Consider the following 22,315-nt stretch of genomic DNA (forward strand, 5'->3'; position numbering starts at 1 on the left):
CGGCATCACGCTTGTTTCTCCCTAAATATAAACATATTTTGCCAACAAATCAAGCAATGAGAGAGAAAAAGGCAAGCACCTTTCTGTGCTTGCCCAAAACTCAGTTAGTTAGCAGAAGAATCCGCTTCTTTTTCTTTGTTTGCTTTACCATAGAAATAATCCGATGGATTCACTGGTTTGAAATCAGATAACTTATGGAATCGAAGAAGATCCCTGTAGAGCACTTTATCTGAAAGACTTAACTGATTATCAACACGGGCTTTAATCGCCTCTGTCTTTTTATTTTGTTTCACCACTTTACCCGTTTTCGTATCATAAACGGTATTATCGACAAGTGTATATTTCGGTGTCACATAGTTTCCATTACGGAAGGCAACGGTCTGATCATGCTTTTTAGAGAATAGGTCTGTTCCAAAATTCACGAATTCATTTGAATCGATACCTTGTAAGTGAAGAAGTGTTGGCATAACGTCGACTTCACCACCATACGTATGGTTCACGCCACCCTGTTTACCAGGGATACGAATCATGAGCGGAACACGCTGGTTTTGTGCATTTTGATAAGGAGTGATTTCTTTCCCTTGAATTTCACTCATTGCACGGTTATGGTTCTCAGAAATACCGTTATGGTCACCATATAATAAAATGACTGAGTCTTTATACATACCTGATTTTTTCAAGTCTTTGAAGAATTGCTCTAATGACTCATCTAAATATCTTGCTGTTTGGAAATAGTTATCGACTGTTTTATCGCCAGTTGTTGCCTTAGCGATTGTCGCATCTTTTTCATCTAAATTAAATGGATAGTGATTTGTCAGTGTCATTAAATGTGCATAAAATGGCTTTTTCATTGATTCTAGCATTGGAATTGATTCTTTGAAGAACGGTTTATCCTTCAGACCCATATTCACAAGGTTTTCTTCATCCATGTTGTAATAGGAAGCATCAAAGAATTGATCAATTCCCATATGTTTATAAATCGTGTCACGGTTCCAGAAAGATTTATAGTCCCCGTGAAGCACTGCACTCGTATAGCCTGCTTTTTGATCTAGGATGGCAGGTAGTGATTGGAAGGTATTTTCACCCTTTGTCACAAATGCTGCTCCCTCTGGCAAGCCAAACATACTATTATCCATCATCAGCTCAGCATCTGATGTCTTCCCTTGACCAGTCTGATGGAAGAAGTTATCGAAATACGTAAAGTCGTCTTTCCCATGAGCCAGTTTGTTTAAGAATGGAGTCACTTCTTCTCCATTTAATTTGTAGTCAATTAAGAAAGACTGGAAGCTTTCTAAATGAATTTTAATAATGTTTTTGCCTTTTGCTTTACCAAAATACTCTGCATTTGGCTTCGCATAGTGAGATGACGTATAGTTCACAACATCCGTTAAATCTTCACTGCTTGCATTTGCTACCTGTGTTGCGTTTTGTGCTGCTTGTACCCCATCATAAATCGTATAGTTATAAACACCTAAGTATTTGACAACATACTTATGATCAAAGGTTCTCGTTAATAATTCTGGACGATCCTTTTCAGCCAAATGAAGGTTTACAAAGAACAGTCCAATACCTGCAGCTACAATCAGCAGTGCAAACGTCTTTTTCATTTGGAACTTCTTCACTTCTGGTCTCCAAATGACAATCGCAATCAAAATGATAATATCAAGGAAGTATAAAAGGTCATGCGGCTTAATGCTTGCTAGCACACCGCCAGTCATGCCTCCCCCAAGATTTCCTGCCTGCTTCATTGTTGAGAAAGTCAAAAAGTCATCAAAGAAACGGTAATACGCTACATTTGCATATAAAAGTGCGGTCATAATAAAATCAATAACAATTAAAACAATGGCAGATTTACGCCCCTTCAAAAAGAGAGCAAGTCCAAAAAACACAATGGCTGAACTAAATGGATTTAATAAGAGAAGCCCCTCTTGAAAAGAACCCTTTACTCCTAAATTAAAGTCCATTTTGTAGGCTGTGTACGATTTTGCCCAGAATAAAAGGACAGCCAAAACAAAAAAGCTATATTTGTTTGCAAATATTTTTTTCATAAAACCTCTTCTTTCTTATCATCGTTCTGATATAAATGAAATCATAAAAAATTTACATTCATTTTGCAAATGTAAATCTTCTTCACCAAGCATGCCGATGCTCTGTCTCCGCCGGATACATGCGCTCCTTTAATATAACGAATGAGAGGCATCATAAGTTTCAAAAAAAATACGAGTAAATAAAAGGAAAAATATCCATTTACATTAAATTTACGCACACTTCATGTTTTAGTGGATGAAGAAGGTTTTGTAAATCACTCAGTATTACTTTACTTTTTTCATCTATTCGTGTCAAAGTAATTATAAAGAAAAGGAAGAATAACCTAGGCTTTTCGACTCACTTACCCAAATTTATACAAAATTCGAGCCATGCTTCTTTTATTGTGACTCAACCTCCATTAATCCATGTACCTCCCTAAAAAAACAGTTTTAAACAAAAAAAGCTTGATTTTCCCTACTGATGTGCGGTGTGATTAAGAGGTAGCTTTTAATCATATCATCCTTATGTTCATGACAAAAAATCAGGCTGGAGGACATCACATGAAGATTAACAAACAAATCAACACTTTTGAAGAGAGATTTTCAGAAGATGTAGTCACTATCATTGCTGTTACAGGACCTTCTGGCGTAGGGGCAGGGAAAGCAGGACAGGCACCTCTTTGGACCGCTTCTATTCCACTGATTGCTTGGAAAGAAAACGGCCATATCACAACCGAAAATGTAAGACTTTGCTGGCTAACAGATGACGAGGGATTACGGGAAAAACAGGCACAATTACATAAAGAATCAATCGTTACACTTCAGGTTCGAAAAGGCGAAGGTGAATTCATGCTTGTATCTTTGATCAATACAGACACAAAGGATCAAGCGCTTCAAGAAATCTTAGAAGAAGCCCAAAAGCCTGTGTTTTATCATGATGATACACTCGGAACCTTTGAGTTAGTGAAAGGACTAGACTTATTTGAAAAGACGATTCAATGGAGCAATGAAGAGTGCCTTCTCTACTTCAACCTCGAAGAAGATGAAAAAATAAATGACTCTCTTCGAACAGCAAACCGACTCATGCAAGAACAGGCCAAATGGGATTCTTCTATTAAATCATTTGCTGCGAATCAGCTGATAGATCTAGCAAAAGATTGGCAAGAACAAGACGAATCAGCTGATAAGCAAGAAGAACTCACACTGAATCAATTTATAAGCCGCATTTCACTTGAAAGCCTGCATGTTTACCCTGAGGGAGAGTTTGAAGTCTACTATCATGACGGTGATTTATTTTGGGGACATGTCATTATTGTCACAGGAAATATAAATGGCACATTTCATGATGCACACATTGCAGGCTAAAGGCTGGAGGGACAATCCATGGAAATCAAAGCTTTTCAACAATTAAATCTAATTGGGAAAACGCCAGCCATCGCCAAAATTGGCGGCTTCCGTCCTGATCCAGCTGTACACAGCTGGTTTGCCGGCCATTTTTTCATCGATCCTAATCAAGGCTGGCCGACAGATCAAGATGGGGCCATGATTCCGATTTTACAAATTTATTTACCAGAAGTGCCGGGAGGAATGAATGGCTTCAATGAGTGTAAGATGATTCAAATTTTTCTCAACCAGAAAGCACTTCCGATTGATATCACCAAAAACGGCGAAGGCTGGAAGCTCATTGAATATTCAACAATCGAAGAATTAGAAGTAGTTGAAACTCCTGAAGAAGTGAGAGGACTCAAACCCTTTCAAATACAATGGAACGAAAGTGAGCAAAGGGACTACCCTTGCTGGGAAGAAGCATGGTCATATGTGGATCTAACAGAAGTAAACGAAAGTGAAGAAGCGACAGACCACTTCTTTAATCAATACACAAATTATTCGTTCACAAAAATCGGTGGATATGGGGCGTATATTCAATCCCCACCCCATCAACAACAAGGCGAATTCATGCTTCAAATCGCCTCAGAAGAAAAACCTCGTTTCATGATTGGTGATAACGGCACGATGTATTTCTATTACAACAAAGAATTAAAAGAATGGTTTATGCACTGGGATTGTTTCTAACGTTTATTGAATGAAACCTTGCCTTCTCCTAAACGTAATGAATAATATGAAAGGAGGAAGCAAAATGGGATTCATTTTAGACATCTTTTCACTTGCTGTGTATATCCCTTTTCTACAAGTGGATGAAGAGGATATCTCAAGGAACGCAGTACATCTCAAAAAATATAGCTGGTTTCAAGCACTATTACATGATCAAACTTGCAGGGACCTCATCATTTATCATCCCGATGTTCGACGTGTCATAGGCAAGTTTAAAAGGGAGAAACTCCATAAGAAGCAATACAACTTAAGATGCGAACGTAAATTACTACAAGCATTACAACGCGCAATGTAAACTGACAACAAGAGCCGCACTTTCCTGTGGCTCTTTTTTATCAATTGAATCGTTCCTTTTGAAGAAAACATTTGACGCCTGGACAACTCTCCCCGTATATTATGTATAAATCCATCTTTTTTAAAGAAATGGGGGCCTCACATGCGCTTGTTTAAGAACTGGAGAAAAAAGCAGCAGCCTGCACAGCAAATCACTTCAGAAAAGCAAGAAGACAGCATCCCAATCAACTTCTCCACACTTCCCTTTGGTACAGACACCGTCGATGATTTTTTGTTCAACCTAGACCTGACCTCTAAGCTCACAGATCCCTATAAAGAAACAGATACGAACAAGCTTACCTAACCTTCGTAAATCCTCATCCAATACTGGATGATTTTTTTATACTCAATGAAAGGTGTATCCAATGAAAACATATTATATCGTCAGACACTGCCAAGCAGATGGACAATCTAAAGATGCAGCTTTAACGCCACAAGGCATCACTCAATCTTACGAACTCGCACAGTTTTTTTCCAGCATTCATCTCAATCAGATTATCTCAAGTCCTTATAAACGAGCGATCCAAACTACTGAGCCCCTTGCTCATGCAAAACAGCTCGAGGTAAAAATCGATCAGCGCCTCTCTGAACGTGTATTAAGCAGTAAGCCAATAGACAATTGGTATGAGAAGCTAAAGCTCAGTTTTACAGACTTACATATGACCTGTGAAGGCGGTGAATCGAGCCAAGAAGCCATGAATCGTATTGTAGAAGCACTCCATGAACACATAAAATTAGAAAAAGATCATACCCTGTTCGTCACACATGGCAATATCATGAGCCTGCTTCTTAAACACGCCGATCCAACGATTGGATTCGAAGAGTGGGAGAAACTAAGCAATCCAGATGTCTATATTCTGAAATATTTTAGTCCAGGTCATATAGAAACAAAGCGAATATGGCATTAAAAAAACGGCAGAATGAACTCTGCCGTTTTCTCATCTATTGCTGATAATAAAAGGCCTCTACCCACTCATACGGTTTCTTACGCTCCGCACACCATTTCATAAAACCTCTTGTTTCCGTTTGCTGAAACGCCATCCAGTCCGTTAAAAGCTGGCCATAATAGACGGCTTGTTTTTGAACATTGGTTCGAGTTCTTTTATCTTGAATCAGCATCATAACACGTTCAATCCCTTGAATTCTCTCTTGATCCTTCTCATAGGTGCTTAAATAAAGATCTTCATGTATATGATGAAACGAATACCACAAGGCCGATAAATAGACTTCACAAATTTGAACAATCACACGCTGTTCCTTGCTGCCCCCAAGCTCTAGTGCCTTTAATAAATGAGGCAGCCCTTCTCCCTGATGCACAAACAAGCCCTGCCAGCGATACGGTCTCACATCCATAGGATCAACATTCTCCCACGTTTGAAAAACAGGCTGGATCACCCCATTTACCAGCGGATACACAAGCAGATGATGACCATCCTCAAACCGTTCAATCCACTCAAACAGCCAAGCAGTAAATTCACGCTGTACTTCAAAATCGTTCTCTTTCATCTCTTCAATAAAGGCCTGAAGAACGTTTAGCGCATCTTTACGCAGGCCCTGTTCTTTTCTCACACAGTACTGTCTAAAAAGAGGATAATCATTTACTCCCTCGTCTTGAATGATAGCCTGTAATATCGTCTTCGTTTGCATGTTCACAACGCCGCCTCTTTACATTCATTCTTTTTTCTTTCAGTTTTACATCCATTCTTTTCTATGTTCATGAATAAATTGAATGTCTTTTTGATAATGTTCAAGATGTCCTTCATGAATCATGTCTTGAAAAGCGATATCACCCTCACTCGCTTTTCGTTTCATATACTGACATAATCCTTCTAAACGAAGCAGCAGCATCTCCAAATAATCTTCTGCTATTTCCTCACCATAAGCTTCAAAAAATAGTTTGACTCTATGCTTTATCTGGTCTGCATGTTCTGATGAATGATAGTTTACGATGTCTCCTGTTTTGGTGCGAAAAAACCTACTGATAGGTACACATGTATACAGAGTATATGCGATATCCCAAAGTCTTGGACCAGGTGCAGCTACATCAAAATCAATGATACCTACTGGTTTTTCATTATTGAAAATGATGTTGTACATCGCAAAATCATTATGGCACACAACCTCTATTTCTCCAGGCGTATTGTCCATTCGTTCCCAATCGTCTGAAATGGGAAAATCACGAACAGCATCATGATACAGTCTAAGCATTTTCGCTATATCTTTTAAGACATCAGAAGAGCACATGTATTCTTTTAAAGGATCATGACCGGCTACGCCTTCAATAAAGGACAAGATCTCTCTACCTTGTTCATCAACCCCTAAAAACTTTGGAGCATAAGAGAAATTCTTTTTTTCTAAATGCTTTAGCAGCTTTCGTATATTGATATTGTCTGACTTTACTTCTCGACGAACCGTATCTCCCGAACGATATACGTTTGAAACATTTCCACCTGCCAATAACTCCTCATGATCATTTTGTTTTTTCATAAATTCTCCCCTCAAACTGGGTTACAATGTTGATGTCAGCTAAAGATGTGTATTATGTACCCACAAATATTCATTTAGTTACACAAAGGTAGTACACTGTTTTATGTGAATCTGCTGTCTTACATGGTTAAATGTATCTTATCAAATGTTGCAAATCATCTAAAGATTATTCTGCTTAAAAAAGTACATGCTCATTATTTTCTAATAGATTTCTATTTTTTATCTAAATAACTCATTTAAACCACAAAAAACGTTTCACCACGAGGGTGAAACGTTAAGTTCACGGTCAAAACCAATCATGAAACTTTTAATAGATACCGGTGGCCGGGGTCGAACAAGCACTCCATGATAAATTATTCCAAAAAGGCAAGGTATACCCTCTTAAAGTAAAGTACTCGTTTATAAAATAAGAATCAAAGTTCTTCTTGATATATTTCTGATTTTATCGGCTTTAAACTAAAAGGTATTTTAAACTCATGAATACTTTCAATATGATGAAAAAAATGATCGATATCGTCATAATCCATTGACCATTTTTCTACCACCTTTAACTTTTTTAACTCGCTTGTTGGTTTAAATAAAAATTCACAGTGTAGTTGTTCCATATGAGAATAATCATCTTCTTCATAAACTGTAAACTGACGTACAAAATCAAAATGAAATAGTTCCTCTCCTGTAAAATCATAGACACCACACTGAAATAAAATTTCTTTATCTTCTTCGCCCTCAACTGTCTCCTTTGAAAAAGCCTTAAATGTTTCCCAAACCTTTTTTATATCATCGGTATCTTCACCTATGCTATCTTTAAGATAACTTTCAGCATTTTTAACCGTAATCATGACAACACCTCTTATGTACAATTTATTCAATCCTTCTTCAATTATCCTGCCCCTTTAGTTTAATAATAAGGTAACCATCAATAAAGTAAAAGTTAATCTCCTTAATATGTTCCTCTGTCATATCGTAAGGCTTTAATTCAGCAATATTTATTCTTTTTGCTGTTAGAGAATTAAGAAACGCCTTAAATTTCTTAACTCGCAGTCCTTAACAAGTAATTCAATAGCTTCCCGAAATAATTCAACATAAGACTTAGTTTCCTTTTCTAAAATTGCCAATTCACCTTTCACCCGTGAACACGATTTGAAGTAATTTTATCGTGTGAAAAATCAGCTAAAAAACAAATAAAAAACGCCCTCCTACAATTTGTAGAAAGACGTTTTAAATGTTGATATTCCTTAATTCTTTTGACGACAATAAAGAATATCTAAAACTAGATACCGGTGGCCGGGGTCGAACCGGCACTCCGTGAGGAACACGATTTTGAGTCGTGCGCGTCTGCCAATTCCGCCACACCGGCATGATCATTAAAGAGCGCATCTTATATTAAAAAACAATGGTGCCGAGGGCCGGACTTGAACCGGCACGGTAGTCACCTACCGCAGGATTTTAAGTCCTGTGTGTCTGCCAATTCCACCACCCCGGCAGTCTTTTCAAAAAAGGCGACACCCGGATTTGAACCGGGGATAAAGGTTTTGCAGACCTCTGCCTTACCACTTGGCTATGCCGCCATTATTGGAGCGGAAGACGGGATTCGAACCCGCGACCCCCACCTTGGCAAGGTGGTGTTCTACCACTGAACTACTTCCGCACATCAACTGGGCTAGCTGGATTCGAACCAACGCATGACGGAGTCAAAGTCCGTTGCCTTACCGCTTGGCTATAGCCCAATAATAAAATGGGGCGATTGATGGGAATCGAACCCACGAGTGCCAGAGCCACAATCTGGTGCGTTAACCACTTCGCCACAACCGCCATAGATGTTATGAATCATATCAAGAAAATTGGCAGGGGCAGTAGGAATCGAACCCACACCGGAGGTTTTGGAGACCTCTGTTCTACCTTTAAACTATGCCCCTATGAAAATAAAAATGGTGGAGGGGGGCGGATTCGAACCGCCGAACCCGGAGGGAGCGGATTTACAGTCCGCCGCGTTTAGCCACTTCGCTACCCCTCCACTTTTGAAAAACAGTGCCGGCAAGAGGACTTGAACCCCCAACCTACTGATTACAAGTCAGTTGCTCTACCAGTTGAGCTACACCGGCAAATAGTGGTGGCTCGGGACGGAATCGAACCGCCGACACACGGATTTTCAGTCCGTTGCTCTACCAACTGAGCTACCGAGCCAAGTATTCTTTTGAAAAATGGCGGTCCGGACGGGACTCGAACCCGCGACCTCCTGCGTGACAGGCAGGCATTCTAACCAACTGAACTACCGGACCATTTTGGTTGCGGGGGCAGGATTTGAACCTGCGACCTTCGGGTTATGAGCCCGACGAGCTACCGAACTGCTCCACCCCGCGACGATATAAAAGATATGGTGGAGGATGACGGGCTCGAACCGCCGACCCTCTGCTTGTAAGGCAGATGCTCTCCCAGCTGAGCTAATCCTCCGAATAAAAAATGCTGGTGTGTATTCTATAAAAATGGTGACCCGTACGGGATTCGAACCCGTGTTACCGCCGTGAAAGGGCGGTGTCTTAACCGCTTGACCAACGGGCCCTTTATTATGTAAATTGTGGCGGAGAGCAAGGGATTCGAACCCTTGAGACGGGGTTACCGCCTACACGATTTCCAATCGTGCTCCTTCGGCCACTCGGACAGCTCTCCAAATTGGCTCCGCAGGTAGGATTCGAACCTACGACCGATCGGTTAACAGCCGATAGCTCTACCACTGAGCTACTGCGGAATGAAGAAAGCCTGGCGATGTCCTACTCTCACAGGGGGAAACCCCCAACTACCATCGGCGCTGAAGAGCTTAACTTCCGTGTTCGGTATGGGAACGGGTGTGACCTCTTCGCCATCATCACCAGACAATTTAGTGACAAAAGATATTATACTATGTATTGAAAATAAATCAAGAGATATTTAAAAAATGTTCTCTCAAAACTAGATAACAATGTTCGTGCTTCACATTAGAATATAGGTTAAGTCCTCGATCTATTAGTATCTGTCAGCTCCACGTGTCACCACGCTTCCACCTCAGACCTATCAACCTGATCATCTTTCAGGGATCTTACTTCCTTGCGGAATGGGAAATCTCATCTTGAGGGGGGCTTCATGCTTAGATGCTTTCAGCACTTATCCCGTCCGCACATAGCTACCCAGCGATGCCCTTGGCAGAACAACTGGTACACCAGCGGTGCGTCCATCCCGGTCCTCTCGTACTAAGGACAGCTCCTCTCAAATTTCCTGCGCCCGCGACGGATAGGGACCGAACTGTCTCACGACGTTCTGAACCCAGCTCGCGTACCGCTTTAATGGGCGAACAGCCCAACCCTTGGGACCGACTACAGCCCCAGGATGCGATGAGCCGACATCGAGGTGCCAAACCTCCCCGTCGATGTGGACTCTTGGGGGAGATAAGCCTGTTATCCCCGGGGTAGCTTTTATCCGTTGAGCGATGGCCCTTCCATGCGGAACCACCGGATCACTAAGCCCGACTTTCGTCCCTGCTCGACTTGTAGGTCTCGCAGTCAAGCTCCCTTGTGCCTTTACACTCTGCGAATGATTTCCAACCATTCTGAGGGAACCTTTGGGCGCCTCCGTTACATTTTAGGAGGCGACCGCCCCAGTCAAACTGCCCACCTGACACTGTCTCCCTGCCCGATAAGGGCAGCGGGTTAGAAGGTCAATACAGCCAGGGTAGTATCCCACCGATGCCTCCACCGAAGCTAGCGCTCCGGTTTCCAAGGCTCCTACCTATCCTGTACAAGCTGTACCAACATTCAATATCAGGCTGCAGTAAAGCTCCACGGGGTCTTTCCGTCCTGTCGCGGGTAACCTGCATCTTCACAGGTACTATAATTTCACCGAGTCTCTCGTTGAGACAGTGCCCAGATCGTTGCGCCTTTCGTGCGGGTCGGAACTTACCCGACAAGGAATTTCGCTACCTTAGGACCGTTATAGTTACGGCCGCCGTTTACTGGGGCTTCAATTCGCACCTTCGCTTACGCTAAGCGCTCCTCTTAACCTTCCAGCACCGGGCAGGCGTCAGCCCCTATACTTCGCCTTACGGCTTCGCAGAGACCTGTGTTTTTGCTAAACAGTCGCCTGGGCCTATTCACTGCGGCTTCTCGGGGCTTTAACACCCTAAGAAGCACCCCTTCTCCCGAAGTTACGGGGTCATTTTGCCGAGTTCCTTAACGAGAGTTCTCTCGATCACCTTAGGATTCTCTCCTCGCCTACCTGTGTCGGTTTGCGGTACGGGCACCTCTCACCTCGCTAGAGGCTTTTCTTGGCAGTGTGGAATCAGGAACTTCGCTACTAAATTTCGCTCGCCATCACAGCTCAGCCTTCACGGGAAACGGATTTGCCTATTTCCCAGCCTAACTGCTTGGACGCGGATATCCAATACCGCGCTTACCCTATCCTCCTGCGTCCCCCCATTGCTCAAATGGTGAGGAGGTGGTACAGGAATATCAACCTGTTGTCCATCGCCTACGCCTTTCGGCCTCGGCTTAGGTCCCGACTAACCCTGAGCGGACGAGCCTTCCTCAGGAAACCTTAGGCATTCGGTGGACGGGATTCTCACCCGTCTTTCGCTACTCATACCGGCATTCTCACTTCTAAGCGCTCCACCAGTCCTTCCGGTCTGGCTTCACAGCCCTTAGAACGCTCTCCTACCACTGTTCGTAAGAACAGTCCGCAGCTTCGGTGATACGTTTAGCCCCGGTACATTTTCGGCGCAGAGTCACTCGACCAGTGAGCTATTACGCACTCTTTAAATGGTGGCTGCTTCTAAGCCAACATCCTGGTTGTCTAAGCAACTCCACATCCTTTTCCACTTAACGTATACTTTGGGACCTTAGCTGGCGGTCTGGGCTGTTTCCCTTTCGACTACGGATCTTATCACTCGCAGTCTGACTCCCAAGGATAAGTCATCGGCATTCGGAGTTTGACTGAATTCGGTAACCCGGTAGGGGCCCCTAGTCCAATCAGTGCTCTACCTCCGAGACTCTTACCTTGAGGCTAGCCCTAAAGCTATTTCGGAGAGAACCAGCTATCTCCAGGTTCGATTGGCATTTCACCCCTACCCACACCTCATCCCCGCACTTTTCAACGTGCGTGGGTTCGGGCCTCCATTCAGTGTTACCTGAACTTCACCCTGGACATGGGTAGATCACCTGGTTTCGGGTCTACGACCACGTACTCATGCGCCCTATTCAGACTCGCTTTCGCTGCGGCTCCGCATCTTCTGCTTAACCTTGCACGGGATCGTAACTCGCCGGTTCATTCTACAAAAGGCACGCCATCACCCGTTAACGGGCTCTGACTACTTGTAGGCACACGGTTTCAGGATCTATTTCACTCCCCTTCCGGGGTGCTTTTCACCTTTCCCTCACGGTACTGGTTCACTATCGGTCACTAGGGAGTATTTAGCCTTGGGAGATGGTCCTCCCGGATTCCGACGGAATTTCACGTGTTCCGCCGTACTCAGGATCCACTCTGGAGAGAATGACATTTCAGTTACAGGGCTGTTACCTTCTTTGGCGGGCCTTTCCAGACCTCTTCGCTTATATCATTCCTTTGTAACTCCGTATAGAGTGTCCTACAACCCCAAGAGGCAAGCCTCTTGGTTTGGGCTGTTCCCGTTTCGCTCGCCGCTACTCAGGGAATCGCATTTGCTTTCTCTTCCTCCGGGTACTTAGATGTTTCAGTTCCCCGGGTATGCCTTCTCATACTCTATGTATTCAAGTATGGATACTACTCCATTACGAGCAGTGGGTTTCCCCATTCGGAAATCTCCGGATCAAAGCTTGCTTACAGCTCCCCGAAGCATATCGGTGTTCGTCCCGTCCTTCATCGGCTCCTAGTGCCAAGGCATCCACCGTGCGCCCTTTCTAACTTAACCATTTCTTACTTTAGAAAGAATCACTATGTGTGATGAACTTTGCATTGCATTCAATGTGAATGTATTACTTATTGTTATCTAGTTTTCAAAGAACAATCCTGTCTCGCTAGAGACATGTTTTGAAGGAATGATCCTTCAAAACTAAACAAGACGAAAACGTACGCTGCTCCATATATCCTTAGAAAGGAGGTGATCCAGCCGCACCTTCCGATACGGCTACCTTGTTACGACTTCACCCCAATCATCTGCCCCACCTTCGGCGGCTGGCTCCATAAAGGTTACCTCACCGACTTCGGGTGTTGCAAACTCTCGTGGTGTGACGGGCGGTGTGTACAAGGCCCGGGAACGTATTCACCGCGGCATGCTGATCCGCGATTACTAGCGATTCCAGCTTCACGCAGTCGAGTTGCAGACTGCGATCCGAACTGAGAACAGATTTATGGGATTGGCTAAACCTTGCGGTCTTGCAGCCCTTTGTTCTGTCCATTGTAGCACGTGTGTAGCCCAGGTCATAAGGGGCATGATGATTTGACGTCATCCCCACCTTCCTCCGGTTTGTCACCGGCAGTCACCTTAGAGTGCCCAACTGAATGCTGGCAACTAAGATCAAGGGTTGCGCTCGTTGCGGGACTTAACCCAACATCTCACGACACGAGCTGACGACAACCATGCACCACCTGTCACTCTGTCCCCGAAGGGAAAGCCCTATCTCTAGGGTTGTCAGAGGATGTCAAGACCTGGTAAGGTTCTTCGCGTTGCTTCGAATTAAACCACATGCTCCACCGCTTGTGCGGGCCCCCGTCAATTCCTTTGAGTTTCAGTCTTGCGACCGTACTCCCCAGGCGGAGTGCTTAATGCGTTAGCTGCAGCACTAAGGGGCGGAAACCCCCTAACACTTAGCACTCATCGTTTACGGCGTGGACTACCAGGGTATCTAATCCTGTTCGCTCCCCACGCTTTCGCTCCTCAGCGTCAGTTACAGACCAGAGAGTCGCCTTCGCCACTGGTGTTCCTCCACATCTCTACGCATTTCACCGCTACACGTGGAATTCCACTCTCCTCTTCTGCACTCAAGTTTCCCAGTTTCCAATGACCCTCCCCGGTTGAGCCGGGGGCTTTCACATCAGACTTAAGAAACCGCCTGCGAGCCCTTTACGCCCAATAATTCCGGACAACGCTTGCCACCTACGTATTACCGCGGCTGCTGGCACGTAGTTAGCCGTGGCTTTCTGGTTAGGTACCGTCAAGGTGCGAGCAGTTACTCTCGCACTTGTTCTTCCCTAACAACAGAGCTTTACGATCCGAAAACCTTCATCACTCACGCGGCGTTGCTCCGTCAGACTTTCGTCCATTGCGGAAGATTCCCTACTGCTGCCTCCCGTAGGAGTCTGGGCCGTGTCTCAGTCCCAGTGTGGCCGATCACCCTCTCAGGTCGGCTACGCATCGTCGCCTTGGTGAGCCATTACCCCACCAACTAGCTAATGCGCCGCGGGTCCATCTGTAAGTGACAGCCGAAACCGTCTTTCATCCTTGAACCATGCGGTTCAAGGAACTATCCGGTATTAGCTCCGGTTTCCCGGAGTTATCCCAGTCTTACAGGCAGGTTACCCACGTGTTACTCACCCGTCCGCCGCTAACATCCGGGAGCAAGCTCCCTTCTGTCCGCTCGACTTGCATGTATTAGGCACGCCGCCAGCGTTCGTCCTGAGCCAGGATCAAACTCTCCGAGGTATGCAGGATGCATATCACACATGCGTTGCTACACGATGTAGCGAACTTAGCATGTGATCATTTCCTGCCTCGCCAGTTTGACTGACTACCTATGAAGTATCATAGGATTTTTTTATAAAAACTCGAATTAACAGGTACGTTTTGTCTTGTTTAGTTTTCAAAGATCATCTTCATTATCGCTCAGAGGCGACTTTCTTAATATAACATTCGAGCGCCGTGTGCGTCAAGTGTTTTTTGGAATTTCTTTTTGTCAGCTTTTCTTTCAAAGCAACTCAGTTGCTCGTTAGCGACGTTTAATAATATACCATCATAATATTCATGCGTCAATATCTTTTTTCACAAAATATCCTCGATGATAGATTTTTTGTCCCTTTGTCTCAATTGGCTCCACTTGAACAATTCCTTTTTCCACAAAGAAATCAATCATCACGCTAAGGTCAGGCGTGAAATACTTTAGATCAGGGTGTGCAAGAAGCTCACCAAAAAGCCATATATCCTTCTGTTCCATGACATGACGCAAATGAGCGGCACCAATCTCCGCTTTTGAATGGATCAAAAAATCATTTGCTAAAAATAGAAGTTCCAAACGCTTATGCAGACTTTCATGGCTTTCAATCAGTTCTGAATAAAGTTTGTATACTTCCGGCTCCATATGACGCACTTGGTTCCAAACGGTCACTTCTGGATGGAAGCCTTTATCAATTACTTCAATACGTGCTAAGTGATGCAGGGCATGCACAATGGAATTATATGCATCAAGGAATTGATTTGACTCAAAAAATGCTTTTCCTTCTATATATCTGCGAATGAGCTTGCCATATTCTAAACCGATTTTAAGCTTGCGGTTTGAAAACGGGAATGTACTTAGTTCATCAATTAAGTTGAAGATATATTCATTTCGATCAAATAGGACTTTGCCATTCAAAATCCAATCGATGATTCGGCGGTTAGTACCGAGGGTAATCCATTCCTTCAGTTGATCATCTGTGACAACATTTAAAGAAGCTGTTTGGTGATCTGATTCATAGTGCTTGATAAATAACGGCTCTTCCGCTTCTTTTACGATGACTAAAAGTGCTGCATCAAAGTTATCCGTCTCAGAAGATACTTTATGTCTTCTTTCTACTATAATCACAGCTAATGTGTCTGGATGGCTTGCTCTCTCTTGATAAATAGGACGGAGAAGATTTTCCATAGTGATTCCTCCAATACTCGGGTGTAAAGTTCTTCTCTAATGCTATGTATTTCTCCTCATAGAATCAAAATTCCTTCAATACATGAAAAAAGATCATTGAATCATTATAAGCAATTTATTCACAAAACTCTATAACTAATTCAAACAGAAAGGTAAAATGTGCTATATTGGAGATAAGGGGGACTAGGGATGGCGAAATACTCCAGTAAGATTAATAAAATCAGAACATTTGCACTTAGTTTGGTTTTTGTTGGCTTTCTGATCATGTATATCGGTGTGTTCTTCAAGGAATCGATCTGGCTGTCGACTTTCTTTATGCTGCTTGGCGTCTTATCGATTGGATTAAGTACAGCCGTTTACTTTTGGATCGGTATGCTTTCTACAAAGGCTGTACGTGTCGTTTGTCCAGGCTGTGAAAAGGAAACAAAAGTGCTTGGGCGGGTGGACATGTGCATGCATTGCAGGGAGCCGCTTACACTTGATCCAGCGTTAGAAGGTAAAGAGTTTGATGAATCCTACAATCGAAAAAAGTCATAAAAATAAGCTGACCATTTAAACGGTCAGCTTTTTCATTAATGATTTTCTTTTTTCGCACATTCTTGACAAGTTCCATAGATCTCCAAGCGATGATGACTGACTTTAAAGCCCGTCACATGGGATGCAAGCTGTTCAACTTCATCAAGGCCAGGATAGTGAAAGTCTACGATTTTTCCGCAGTTTTCACAAATCGCATGGTAGTGGTCAGATGTCGCAAAATCAAATCGGCTTGAGGAATCACCATACGTTAATTCCTTTACTAATCCAGATTCCCGGAAGACTCGTAAATTGTTGTAAACCGTTGCGACACTCATATTTGGAAATTTTCCTTCAAGTGCTTTATATATATCGTCCGCGGTTGGGTGAGTCATAGAATTTACGAGAAACTCCAAGATGGCATGGCGCTGCGGAGTAATTCGAACACCGGTTTCTTTTAGAGCATCTAAAGCGTCTTTTAGTTCGTGAGCAGCCATTTCATCATGCACCTCTCTTCAAAAATATTCTTATATTATAATCTTTATAAATAGTGTACCCCCAGAGCCGAAACTTTGTCAATTACAATCCTCTTTTTTACCTATTCTTCTTTACAAAAAAGACCGGCATGACTGCCGATCTCATCCTGTGAGGATATTAAGCGTGAGCTTTCAATTCCTCAAGCGCTTCCTCTACGTGGTCTTTTACCTTTACTTTTCGCCATTCTTTCACAAGCGTGCCTTCTTTATTAATAAGAAACGTTGAACGCTCGATTCCCATATATTCTTTGCCAAAATTCTTTTTAAGCTTCCATACCCCAAAGGCTTCAGACAATTTCTGTTCATCGTCTACAAGAAGCATAAACGGCAAATCATGTTTTTCTTTAAACTTTTGGTGCTTGTCCTGGCTGTCTGGGCTTACACCGATAATGACAGCATCTAATTCTGCAAAGCTTTGATGGCGGTCGCGGAAATCACATGCTTCTGTTGTACAGCCTGGTGTCATATCTTTTGGATAGAAATAAAGAACAATATGTTTTCCTTTAAAATCAGAAAGCTTTACTTTCTCCCCGTTGTCACCGGTTAATTCAATGTCAGGTACTTGCTGCCCTACTTCGATTGTCATGACACAATCCCTCCAACCTATTTTTTAATTAGCCTATCCAATTTTGAGAGGATATTCAACTAAGGACGCTTGCATCGGCATGTTAAAATAATGATAGACGACGTGATACGTTGAGATAGGAGGCTATTTATGAAATTCACAGAATCAGAAAAATTACATCAAGAGGCGCTGGAGCACATTGTTGGAGGTGTCAACAGCCCGTCTCGTTCATATAAGGCAGTAGGCGGCGGTTCACCCGTTGCGATGGAAAGAGGAGAAGGCGCTTATTTTTGGGATGTTGACGGAAACCGCTATATCGACTATCTAGCAGCATACGGTCCAATTATTACAGGACACGCTCACCCGCATATTACAAAAGCCATCACGAAAGCGGCTGAAACAGGTGTCCTTTACGGAACACCAACGAAGCATGAAGTCACTTTTGCTAAAATGCTGAAGGAGGCCATGCCTGCTTTGGACAAAGTTCGTTTTGTCAATTCAGGTACCGAAGCAGTGATGACAACGATTCGAGTGGCTCGCGCATATACAGGCAGAACAAAAATCATTAAGTTTGCCGGGTGCTATCACGGCCACTCTGACCTTGTGCTAGTGGCAGCCGGCTCTGGTCCTTCCACTTTAGGAACACCTGATTCAGCGGGCGTACCAAAGAGTATCGCTAATGAAGTCATTACCGTTCCATTTAATGATATTGACAGCTATAAAGAAGCATTAGACCGCTGGGGTGATGAAGTAGCAGCTGTCCTTGTCGAGCCAATTGTCGGGAACTTTGGCATCGTAGAGCCTAAGGACGGTTTCCTGCAGCAGGTCAATGACCTCACACACGAAAAAGGCGCACTGGTGATTTATGATGAAGTCATTACCGCTTTCCGCTTTATGTATGGCGGTGCACAGGACTTGCTTCAAGTAAAACCTGACCTCACTGCATTAGGAAAAATTATTGGCGGCGGACTTCCTATCGGCGCTTACGGCGGTAAAAAAGAAATTATGGAACAAGTCGCTCCGCTTGGACCAGCCTATCAAGCTGGCACAATGGCAGGAAATCCTGCATCCATTCTTTCAGGTATTGCCTGCTTGGAATTATTAAAAGAAGACGGCGTTTACGAGCGTCTTGACCAGCTTGGTGCTATGTTAGAAGAAGGCATTTTAGCCCATGCCAAAAAGCATCAAGTAGATATTACAGTGAATCGCTTAAAAGGCGCTCTCACAATTTATTTCACAACAGAAACGATTGTGAACTACGAGCAGGCTGAAAATACGGATGGCGAAATGTTTGCCCGCTTCTTCAAATTAATGCTCGCGCAAGGCATTAACCTCGCTCCTTCTAAATATGAAGCTTGGTTCTTAACGATCGCACATACTGAAAAAGATATTTCTGAGACGCTAAAAGCAGTAGATCATGCATTTGCACAGCTGAAACAATCATAATGAAGTCCAAAACAGGCGTAAAAACATGCGCCTGTTTTTTTATTGACCAGCTCTTGTTTGTCAAAAGCGTGCGAATCTGTTACATTTCTTCTCAATACCTTCTTTAGATGTTTTCATGAACTTTCAAAAATCACTTGAATATTTCGGAAGACCGCTGTATATTACTTAGTTGTTTCATCAAAATATGAATGATAAATGACGAGTGATCATCTATTATCGAAAAGAAAGGAATGCAGGGACAAAACCAATGAAACTTGGAGCCCGTATTTTAAAAACTGGTATTGCCATTGTACTCGCGCTTTACCTGGCAACATGGCTTGGGTTGCCAACACCCGTCTTCGCGGGAATTGCAGCTGTATTTGCTATCCAGCCATCTATTTATCGATCTTTTTTAACCATTGTTGATCAAGTGCAAGCCAATATTATTGGAGCAGCACTTGCCATTACGTTCGGTCTGCTTTTTGGCACAGGACCAGTCATTATCGGTTTAACCGCCGTCATGGTCATCGCCATTAATTTAAAGCTGAAGATTGAACACACCATTCCGATTGCACTTGTAACCGTCATCGCGATTTTAGAAAGTGCAGGGGATCATTTCCTTTCCTTTGCCTTAATTCGAACAGCTACTGTGGTGTTAGGAGTTCTTTCTTCATTTTTAGTGAATTTAATCTTCCTGCCGCCAAAGTATGAAACAAAACTTGTTCATCACATTATGGAAAATACGGAGGAGATTTTAAAATGGATCCGTCTGACCTCCAGACAGTCTACTGATCATTCCACTTTAAAGGATGACATCGATCAAATAAAAGAACGCATGATCAAATTAGATCACATTTACTTGTTATACAAAGAAGAACGAAGCTATTTAAAGAAAACCACGTATGTCAAATCAAGAAAGCTTGTTTTGTTCAGGCAGGCCATTATGACATCAAATCGCGCGTTGTACTTGCTGAAAAAGCTTCATAAATTAGAAAATGAAATTCATTTGATGCCAGAGCATTTCAGGGAAAGCTTAACGGATGAAATTGATTATTTATTGTATTGGCATGAGCGCACCTTGATGAAATTCGTCGGAAAAATGAAGCCGCAGGACGATGAATTTCAAAATGAATGCTCTCTTCGCCTTGAGACGTTAACGAAATCATTTATTCAGCATCAGCAAAACCAAGAAAATGACCTGCTCGATTACAACATGCTGAATGTCATGTCCAGCATCATCGAATACCGTGATGAATTAGAGCATTTAGATACATTGATTACAAGCTTCCAGACGTATCACCCAAAAGATAGTGAAATTGAGACAGAAGAAAAAGAAGCATAAACAGACAAGACCGATTCCTAGAATCGGTCTTAAATTGTTGACAAAGAACTAAAATGGTCTTTATTTTAGCTCTTTGTCATCCAGTCTAGGAAGAACGAGCCTGGCACGCAGGACTGACACCGAATGCGAGGGTTTGCCTGCACGCTGAGACCGATTCTGAGAATCGGTCTTATTTTATTTTCTTCATTTTAGGATCCAATGTATCTCTTAATCCATCCCCCATCAAGTTAAAGCCTAGAACCGTCAGCATGATCGCTATCCCTGGGAAGAATAATGTCCAGGGGGCTTGAACGAGATAAGGTCTCGCATCGGCGAGCATTTTCCCCCATTCTGGGCTTGGCGCCTGTGCACCTAACCCTAAAAAGCCTAGAGCGGCTGCCTCAATAATTGCGGTTCCGATTGCTAGCGTTGCCTGTACGATGACTGGCACCATACTATTTGGCAGAATGTGACGCAGTACGATGCGGCGGTGTGACATCCCCACCGCCTTTGCTGCCAGCACGTATTCTTCTTGTTTAATACTCAGCACTTTTGAACGAACGAGCCGTCCAAAGGTTGGGACATTAATAATCGCAATGGCAATAAGGGCATTTTGTAAGGAGGGGCCTAGAATGGAGACAATAGCAATCGCTAATAGAATGCTAGGAAAAGCAAGTAAAATATCAAACAGTCTGGAGATCACAGCATCTAGCACTCTTCCGCCATAGCCTGCAATCAATCCAAGCAGTGTGCCTAAAATGACAGACCCGAGGACCGAGAAGAAGCCCACCCATAAGGAAATCCGTGCTCCATGCACAACTCTTGAAAAGATATCTCTGCCGAAATCATCCGTACCAAACCAGTGTGCAGCTGAAGGGGCACTAAATCGCTCACCGAGTGATTGTTCATTGATTCCATAAGGAGCAATGAGCGGTGCAAAGATTGCTAGGATCAGAAATAAAAAGACAATCACACTGCCAATGACCGCCAGCTTATGCTGAAAAAACTGCTTCATTGATTCAAGAATCAATGATTGAGAGCGTTCATCTTTTGGCTGAGGTGGTTCAAGCTCTTTTTGTGCTTCCATATTGTCACTCTCCCTCCCTAATATTTAATCCTTGGATCAATGACCGCATACAAGATGTCCACAATGAAATTGATTAGGACAAATATAAGCGCAACGACGAGAATACCTGTTTGAATGACAGGGTAATCACGATAACTGATGGCGTCATATATATACCGCCCGATTCCCGGCCAAGCAAAAATGGTTTCTGTTAAAATCGCTCCACCAAGCAAGAGGCCCGTCTGAAGACCAATAATCGTCAAGATCGGAATGAGCGCATTTTTCAGGCCATGCTGATAAATGATGAACAATGAACGTACCCCTTTTGCTTTTGCTGTTCGAATAAAGTCTGAATGAAGCACTTCCAGCATACTTGCCCTTGTAATTCTCGCAATAATCGCTGCAGGGATTGTGGCGAGTGCTGTACTTGGTAAGATCAAATGCTTGATGCTGTCAGCGAATTGATCAAACCGACCTTGTAAAAGCGTGTCCAGCGTATGAATATACGTAATCGATTCGACTGGATTCCTTACGTCTTCTCGGCCCGTTGTCGGCAAAATACCTAATTCGATCGAGAACAGCCACTGCCCCATTAAACCTAACCAGAAAATCGGCATGGACACTCCGATGAGTGCAATAAACATCGCGGCATAATCAAAGAAAGAATGCTTAAACCAGGCACTGATGATTCCGGCATTCACTCCCACAACAATCGCCAGCACCATGGCAAAAAAGGTCAATTCTAACGTCGCAAATAAGTAAGGCTTCATTTCCTGGGCAATAGCCGCTCCTGTTCGAATGGAAGTCCCTAAATCCCCTTTTAAAAGGCCAAGCATATAATGACCGTATTGAACGTACCATGGCTGATCTAAACCGAGCTGGATCGTTAATTGTTCTACTGCCTCTTTCGTGGCCCGCTGTCCTAAGATGACCTGCGCTGGATTTCCAGGTATAAAACGAATAATTGAAAACACGACCAATGTCATTCCGATCAGTACTGGGATGAGCATTCCTGCCCGCTTCATACAATAAGCAAACAAACAGCTTTCACCGCCTTTTCTTTGTTTGAATAAGGGAGATACAAGATCTCCCT

17 protein-coding genes, 16 tRNA genes and 3 rRNA genes are annotated in these 22,315 nt (G+C 43.3%); 8 read left to right on the forward strand and 28 right to left on the reverse strand.

Going from position 1 to position 22,315, the window contains the following annotated elements:
• Positions 1-104: 104 nt before the first annotated feature.
• Positions 105-2,048 carry an LTA synthase family protein gene (locus MHI60_RS02995; RefSeq protein WP_048240180.1) on the reverse strand — a complete coding sequence of 648 codons (1,944 nt, stop codon included), beginning with the start codon at positions 2,046-2,048 and terminating at the stop codon, positions 105-107.
• A gap of 540 nt (positions 2,049-2,588) precedes the next feature.
• On the opposite strand from MHI60_RS02995, the gene MHI60_RS03000 reads away from it, so the two are divergent.
• The 5 genes from MHI60_RS03000 to MHI60_RS03020 all read left to right on the forward strand — a co-directional run bounded on the left by MHI60_RS03000 (position 2,589) and on the right by MHI60_RS03020 (position 5,380).
• On the forward strand, positions 2,589-3,392 hold the full coding sequence (locus MHI60_RS03000) for a DUF2262 domain-containing protein (RefSeq protein WP_144485650.1): 804 nt from the start codon (positions 2,589-2,591) through the stop codon (positions 3,390-3,392).
• A gap of 18 nt (positions 3,393-3,410) precedes the next feature.
• Entirely contained in the window at positions 3,411-4,100 is a 690-nt protein-coding gene (locus tag MHI60_RS03005) for a DUF1963 domain-containing protein (protein WP_144485652.1), read from the forward strand.
• 64 nt (positions 4,101-4,164) lie between these two features.
• The gene (locus tag MHI60_RS03010) at positions 4,165-4,434 is read left to right on the forward strand and encodes a hypothetical protein (RefSeq protein ID WP_144485654.1); all 270 of its coding nucleotides are present in this window, start codon (positions 4,165-4,167) and stop codon (positions 4,432-4,434) included.
• Positions 4,435-4,575: 141 nt separating this feature from the next.
• Positions 4,576-4,776, forward strand: a complete 201-nt coding sequence (locus tag MHI60_RS03015) for a hypothetical protein (RefSeq protein WP_144469968.1) — start codon at positions 4,576-4,578, stop codon at positions 4,774-4,776.
• A 61-nt stretch (positions 4,777-4,837) separates the two neighbouring features.
• Positions 4,838-5,380 carry a histidine phosphatase family protein gene (locus MHI60_RS03020; RefSeq protein WP_144485656.1) on the forward strand — a complete coding sequence of 181 codons (543 nt, stop codon included), beginning with the start codon at positions 4,838-4,840 and terminating at the stop codon, positions 5,378-5,380.
• Between the two features lie 34 nt (positions 5,381-5,414).
• Here the strand turns inward: MHI60_RS03020 and MHI60_RS03025 are convergent, their stop codons facing one another.
• The 23 genes from MHI60_RS03025 to MHI60_RS03135 all read right to left on the reverse strand — a co-directional run bounded on the left by MHI60_RS03025 (position 5,415) and on the right by MHI60_RS03135 (position 15,796).
• Entirely contained in the window at positions 5,415-6,119 is a 705-nt protein-coding gene (locus MHI60_RS03025; protein ID WP_095408668.1) for a hypothetical protein, read from the reverse strand.
• A 45-nt stretch (positions 6,120-6,164) separates the two neighbouring features.
• Positions 6,165-6,959 (reverse strand): phosphotransferase, encoded by a 795-nt coding sequence (locus tag MHI60_RS03030; RefSeq protein ID WP_144485658.1) that lies wholly within the window; start codon positions 6,957-6,959, stop codon positions 6,165-6,167.
• Positions 6,960-7,372: 413 nt separating this feature from the next.
• Positions 7,373-7,798: a hypothetical protein gene (locus MHI60_RS03035; RefSeq protein WP_144485660.1), complete on the reverse strand. Its 426-nt coding sequence runs from the start codon at positions 7,796-7,798 to the stop codon at positions 7,373-7,375.
• 436 nt (positions 7,799-8,234) lie between these two features.
• Positions 8,235-8,316, reverse strand: a tRNA-Leu gene (locus tag MHI60_RS03040).
• Positions 8,317-8,353: 37 nt separating this feature from the next.
• Positions 8,354-8,442: transfer RNA gene (locus MHI60_RS03045), tRNA-Leu, on the reverse strand.
• Between the two features lie 14 nt (positions 8,443-8,456).
• Positions 8,457-8,527: transfer RNA gene (locus tag MHI60_RS03050), tRNA-Cys, on the reverse strand.
• 5 nt (positions 8,528-8,532) lie between these two features.
• Positions 8,533-8,607: transfer RNA gene (locus MHI60_RS03055), tRNA-Gly, on the reverse strand.
• 7 nt (positions 8,608-8,614) lie between these two features.
• A tRNA-Gln gene (locus MHI60_RS03060) sits at positions 8,615-8,686 on the reverse strand.
• 9 nt (positions 8,687-8,695) lie between these two features.
• A tRNA-His gene (locus MHI60_RS03065) sits at positions 8,696-8,771 on the reverse strand.
• Between the two features lie 30 nt (positions 8,772-8,801).
• Positions 8,802-8,875 (reverse strand) — tRNA-Trp (locus MHI60_RS03070).
• A gap of 13 nt (positions 8,876-8,888) precedes the next feature.
• Positions 8,889-8,973, reverse strand: a tRNA-Tyr gene (locus MHI60_RS03075).
• Between the two features lie 15 nt (positions 8,974-8,988).
• Positions 8,989-9,061: transfer RNA gene (locus tag MHI60_RS03080), tRNA-Thr, on the reverse strand.
• A 6-nt stretch (positions 9,062-9,067) separates the two neighbouring features.
• Positions 9,068-9,143: transfer RNA gene (locus MHI60_RS03085), tRNA-Phe, on the reverse strand.
• 18 nt (positions 9,144-9,161) lie between these two features.
• Positions 9,162-9,238: transfer RNA gene (locus MHI60_RS03090), tRNA-Asp, on the reverse strand.
• A gap of 4 nt (positions 9,239-9,242) precedes the next feature.
• Positions 9,243-9,319 (reverse strand) — tRNA-Met (locus MHI60_RS03095).
• Positions 9,320-9,334: 15 nt separating this feature from the next.
• Positions 9,335-9,410: transfer RNA gene (locus MHI60_RS03100), tRNA-Val, on the reverse strand.
• A 33-nt stretch (positions 9,411-9,443) separates the two neighbouring features.
• Positions 9,444-9,518, reverse strand: a tRNA-Glu gene (locus tag MHI60_RS03105).
• A 17-nt stretch (positions 9,519-9,535) separates the two neighbouring features.
• A tRNA-Ser gene (locus tag MHI60_RS03110) sits at positions 9,536-9,626 on the reverse strand.
• Positions 9,627-9,630: 4 nt separating this feature from the next.
• A tRNA-Asn gene (locus tag MHI60_RS03115) sits at positions 9,631-9,705 on the reverse strand.
• Between the two features lie 9 nt (positions 9,706-9,714).
• Positions 9,715-9,830: ribosomal RNA gene (rrf, locus tag MHI60_RS03120) — 5S ribosomal RNA — on the reverse strand.
• A gap of 109 nt (positions 9,831-9,939) precedes the next feature.
• A 23S ribosomal RNA gene (locus MHI60_RS03125) occupies positions 9,940-12,870 on the reverse strand.
• A gap of 182 nt (positions 12,871-13,052) precedes the next feature.
• A 16S ribosomal RNA gene (locus MHI60_RS03130) occupies positions 13,053-14,601 on the reverse strand.
• The 16S, 23S and 5S rRNA genes sit together here with 16 tRNA genes alongside, the layout of an rRNA operon.
• A 316-nt stretch (positions 14,602-14,917) precedes the next feature.
• Entirely contained in the window at positions 14,918-15,796 is an 879-nt protein-coding gene (locus MHI60_RS03135; protein ID WP_024425790.1) for a nucleotidyltransferase-like protein, read from the reverse strand.
• Positions 15,797-15,985: 189 nt separating this feature from the next.
• On the opposite strand from MHI60_RS03135, the gene MHI60_RS03140 reads away from it, so the two are divergent.
• Positions 15,986-16,333 carry a YgzB family protein gene (locus MHI60_RS03140; RefSeq protein ID WP_024425201.1) on the forward strand — a complete coding sequence of 116 codons (348 nt, stop codon included), beginning with the start codon at positions 15,986-15,988 and terminating at the stop codon, positions 16,331-16,333.
• 35 nt (positions 16,334-16,368) lie between these two features.
• Here MHI60_RS03140 and perR read toward each other — a convergent pair whose 3' ends face one another.
• A complete protein-coding gene (gene perR / locus MHI60_RS03145; protein ID WP_012009347.1) occupies positions 16,369-16,806 on the reverse strand; it encodes a peroxide-responsive transcriptional repressor PerR in 438 nt (145 codons plus the stop codon).
• A gap of 157 nt (positions 16,807-16,963) precedes the next feature.
• Complete coding sequence (gene bcp, locus MHI60_RS03150; RefSeq protein WP_073204419.1) at positions 16,964-17,431, reverse strand: thioredoxin-dependent thiol peroxidase; 468 nt, start codon at positions 17,429-17,431, stop codon at positions 16,964-16,966.
• A 129-nt stretch (positions 17,432-17,560) separates the two neighbouring features.
• On the opposite strand from bcp, the gene MHI60_RS03155 reads away from it, so the two are divergent.
• The gene (locus MHI60_RS03155) at positions 17,561-18,856 is read left to right on the forward strand and encodes a glutamate-1-semialdehyde 2,1-aminomutase (RefSeq protein WP_144485669.1); all 1,296 of its coding nucleotides are present in this window, start codon (positions 17,561-17,563) and stop codon (positions 18,854-18,856) included.
• 247 nt (positions 18,857-19,103) lie between these two features.
• Complete coding sequence (locus MHI60_RS03160) at positions 19,104-20,177, forward strand: aromatic acid exporter family protein (RefSeq protein ID WP_024425203.1); 1,074 nt, start codon at positions 19,104-19,106, stop codon at positions 20,175-20,177.
• Between the two features lie 169 nt (positions 20,178-20,346).
• Here MHI60_RS03160 and MHI60_RS03165 read toward each other — a convergent pair whose 3' ends face one another.
• Together MHI60_RS03165 and MHI60_RS03170 are read right to left on the reverse strand one after the other, a co-directional pair.
• Positions 20,347-21,243 (reverse strand): ABC transporter permease, encoded by an 897-nt coding sequence (locus MHI60_RS03165; RefSeq protein ID WP_025093464.1) that lies wholly within the window; start codon positions 21,241-21,243, stop codon positions 20,347-20,349.
• Positions 21,244-21,260: 17 nt separating this feature from the next.
• Positions 21,261-22,262 (reverse strand): ABC transporter permease, encoded by a 1,002-nt coding sequence (locus MHI60_RS03170; RefSeq protein ID WP_041087395.1) that lies wholly within the window; start codon positions 22,260-22,262, stop codon positions 21,261-21,263.
• Positions 22,263-22,315: the final 53 nt, after the last annotated feature.

Origin of the sequence: Bacillus sp. FSL K6-3200 (assembly GCF_038630485.1) — a bacterium.
GTDB lineage: Bacteria > Bacillota > Bacilli > Bacillales > Bacillaceae > Bacillus > Bacillus safensis.

Coding starts and splice junctions, on each gene's coding strand:
- MHI60_RS02995 (WP_048240180.1), bottom strand. CDS start 2,048: ATGAAAAAAATATTTGCAAACAAATATAGCTTTTTTGTTTTGGCTGTC.
- bcp (WP_073204419.1), bottom strand. CDS start 17,431: ATGACAATCGAAGTAGGGCAGCAAGTACCTGACATTGAATTAACCGGT.
- MHI60_RS03140 (WP_024425201.1), top strand. CDS start 15,986: ATGGCGAAATACTCCAGTAAGATTAATAAAATCAGAACATTTGCACTT.
- MHI60_RS03020 (WP_144485656.1), top strand. CDS start 4,838: ATGAAAACATATTATATCGTCAGACACTGCCAAGCAGATGGACAATCT.
- MHI60_RS03005 (WP_144485652.1), top strand. CDS start 3,411: ATGGAAATCAAAGCTTTTCAACAATTAAATCTAATTGGGAAAACGCCA.
- MHI60_RS03010 (WP_144485654.1), top strand. CDS start 4,165: ATGGGATTCATTTTAGACATCTTTTCACTTGCTGTGTATATCCCTTTT.
- MHI60_RS03000 (WP_144485650.1), top strand. CDS start 2,589: ATGAAGATTAACAAACAAATCAACACTTTTGAAGAGAGATTTTCAGAA.
- MHI60_RS03025 (WP_095408668.1), bottom strand. CDS start 6,119: ATGCAAACGAAGACGATATTACAGGCTATCATTCAAGACGAGGGAGTA.
- MHI60_RS03160 (WP_024425203.1), top strand. CDS start 19,104: ATGAAACTTGGAGCCCGTATTTTAAAAACTGGTATTGCCATTGTACTC.
- MHI60_RS03035 (WP_144485660.1), bottom strand. CDS start 7,798: ATGATTACGGTTAAAAATGCTGAAAGTTATCTTAAAGATAGCATAGGT.
- MHI60_RS03015 (WP_144469968.1), top strand. CDS start 4,576: ATGCGCTTGTTTAAGAACTGGAGAAAAAAGCAGCAGCCTGCACAGCAA.
- MHI60_RS03155 (WP_144485669.1), top strand. CDS start 17,561: ATGAAATTCACAGAATCAGAAAAATTACATCAAGAGGCGCTGGAGCAC.
- MHI60_RS03135 (WP_024425790.1), bottom strand. CDS start 15,796: ATGGAAAATCTTCTCCGTCCTATTTATCAAGAGAGAGCAAGCCATCCA.
- MHI60_RS03165 (WP_025093464.1), bottom strand. CDS start 21,243: ATGGAAGCACAAAAAGAGCTTGAACCACCTCAGCCAAAAGATGAACGC.
- MHI60_RS03030 (WP_144485658.1), bottom strand. CDS start 6,959: ATGAAAAAACAAAATGATCATGAGGAGTTATTGGCAGGTGGAAATGTT.
- perR (WP_012009347.1), bottom strand. CDS start 16,806: ATGGCTGCTCACGAACTAAAAGACGCTTTAGATGCTCTAAAAGAAACC.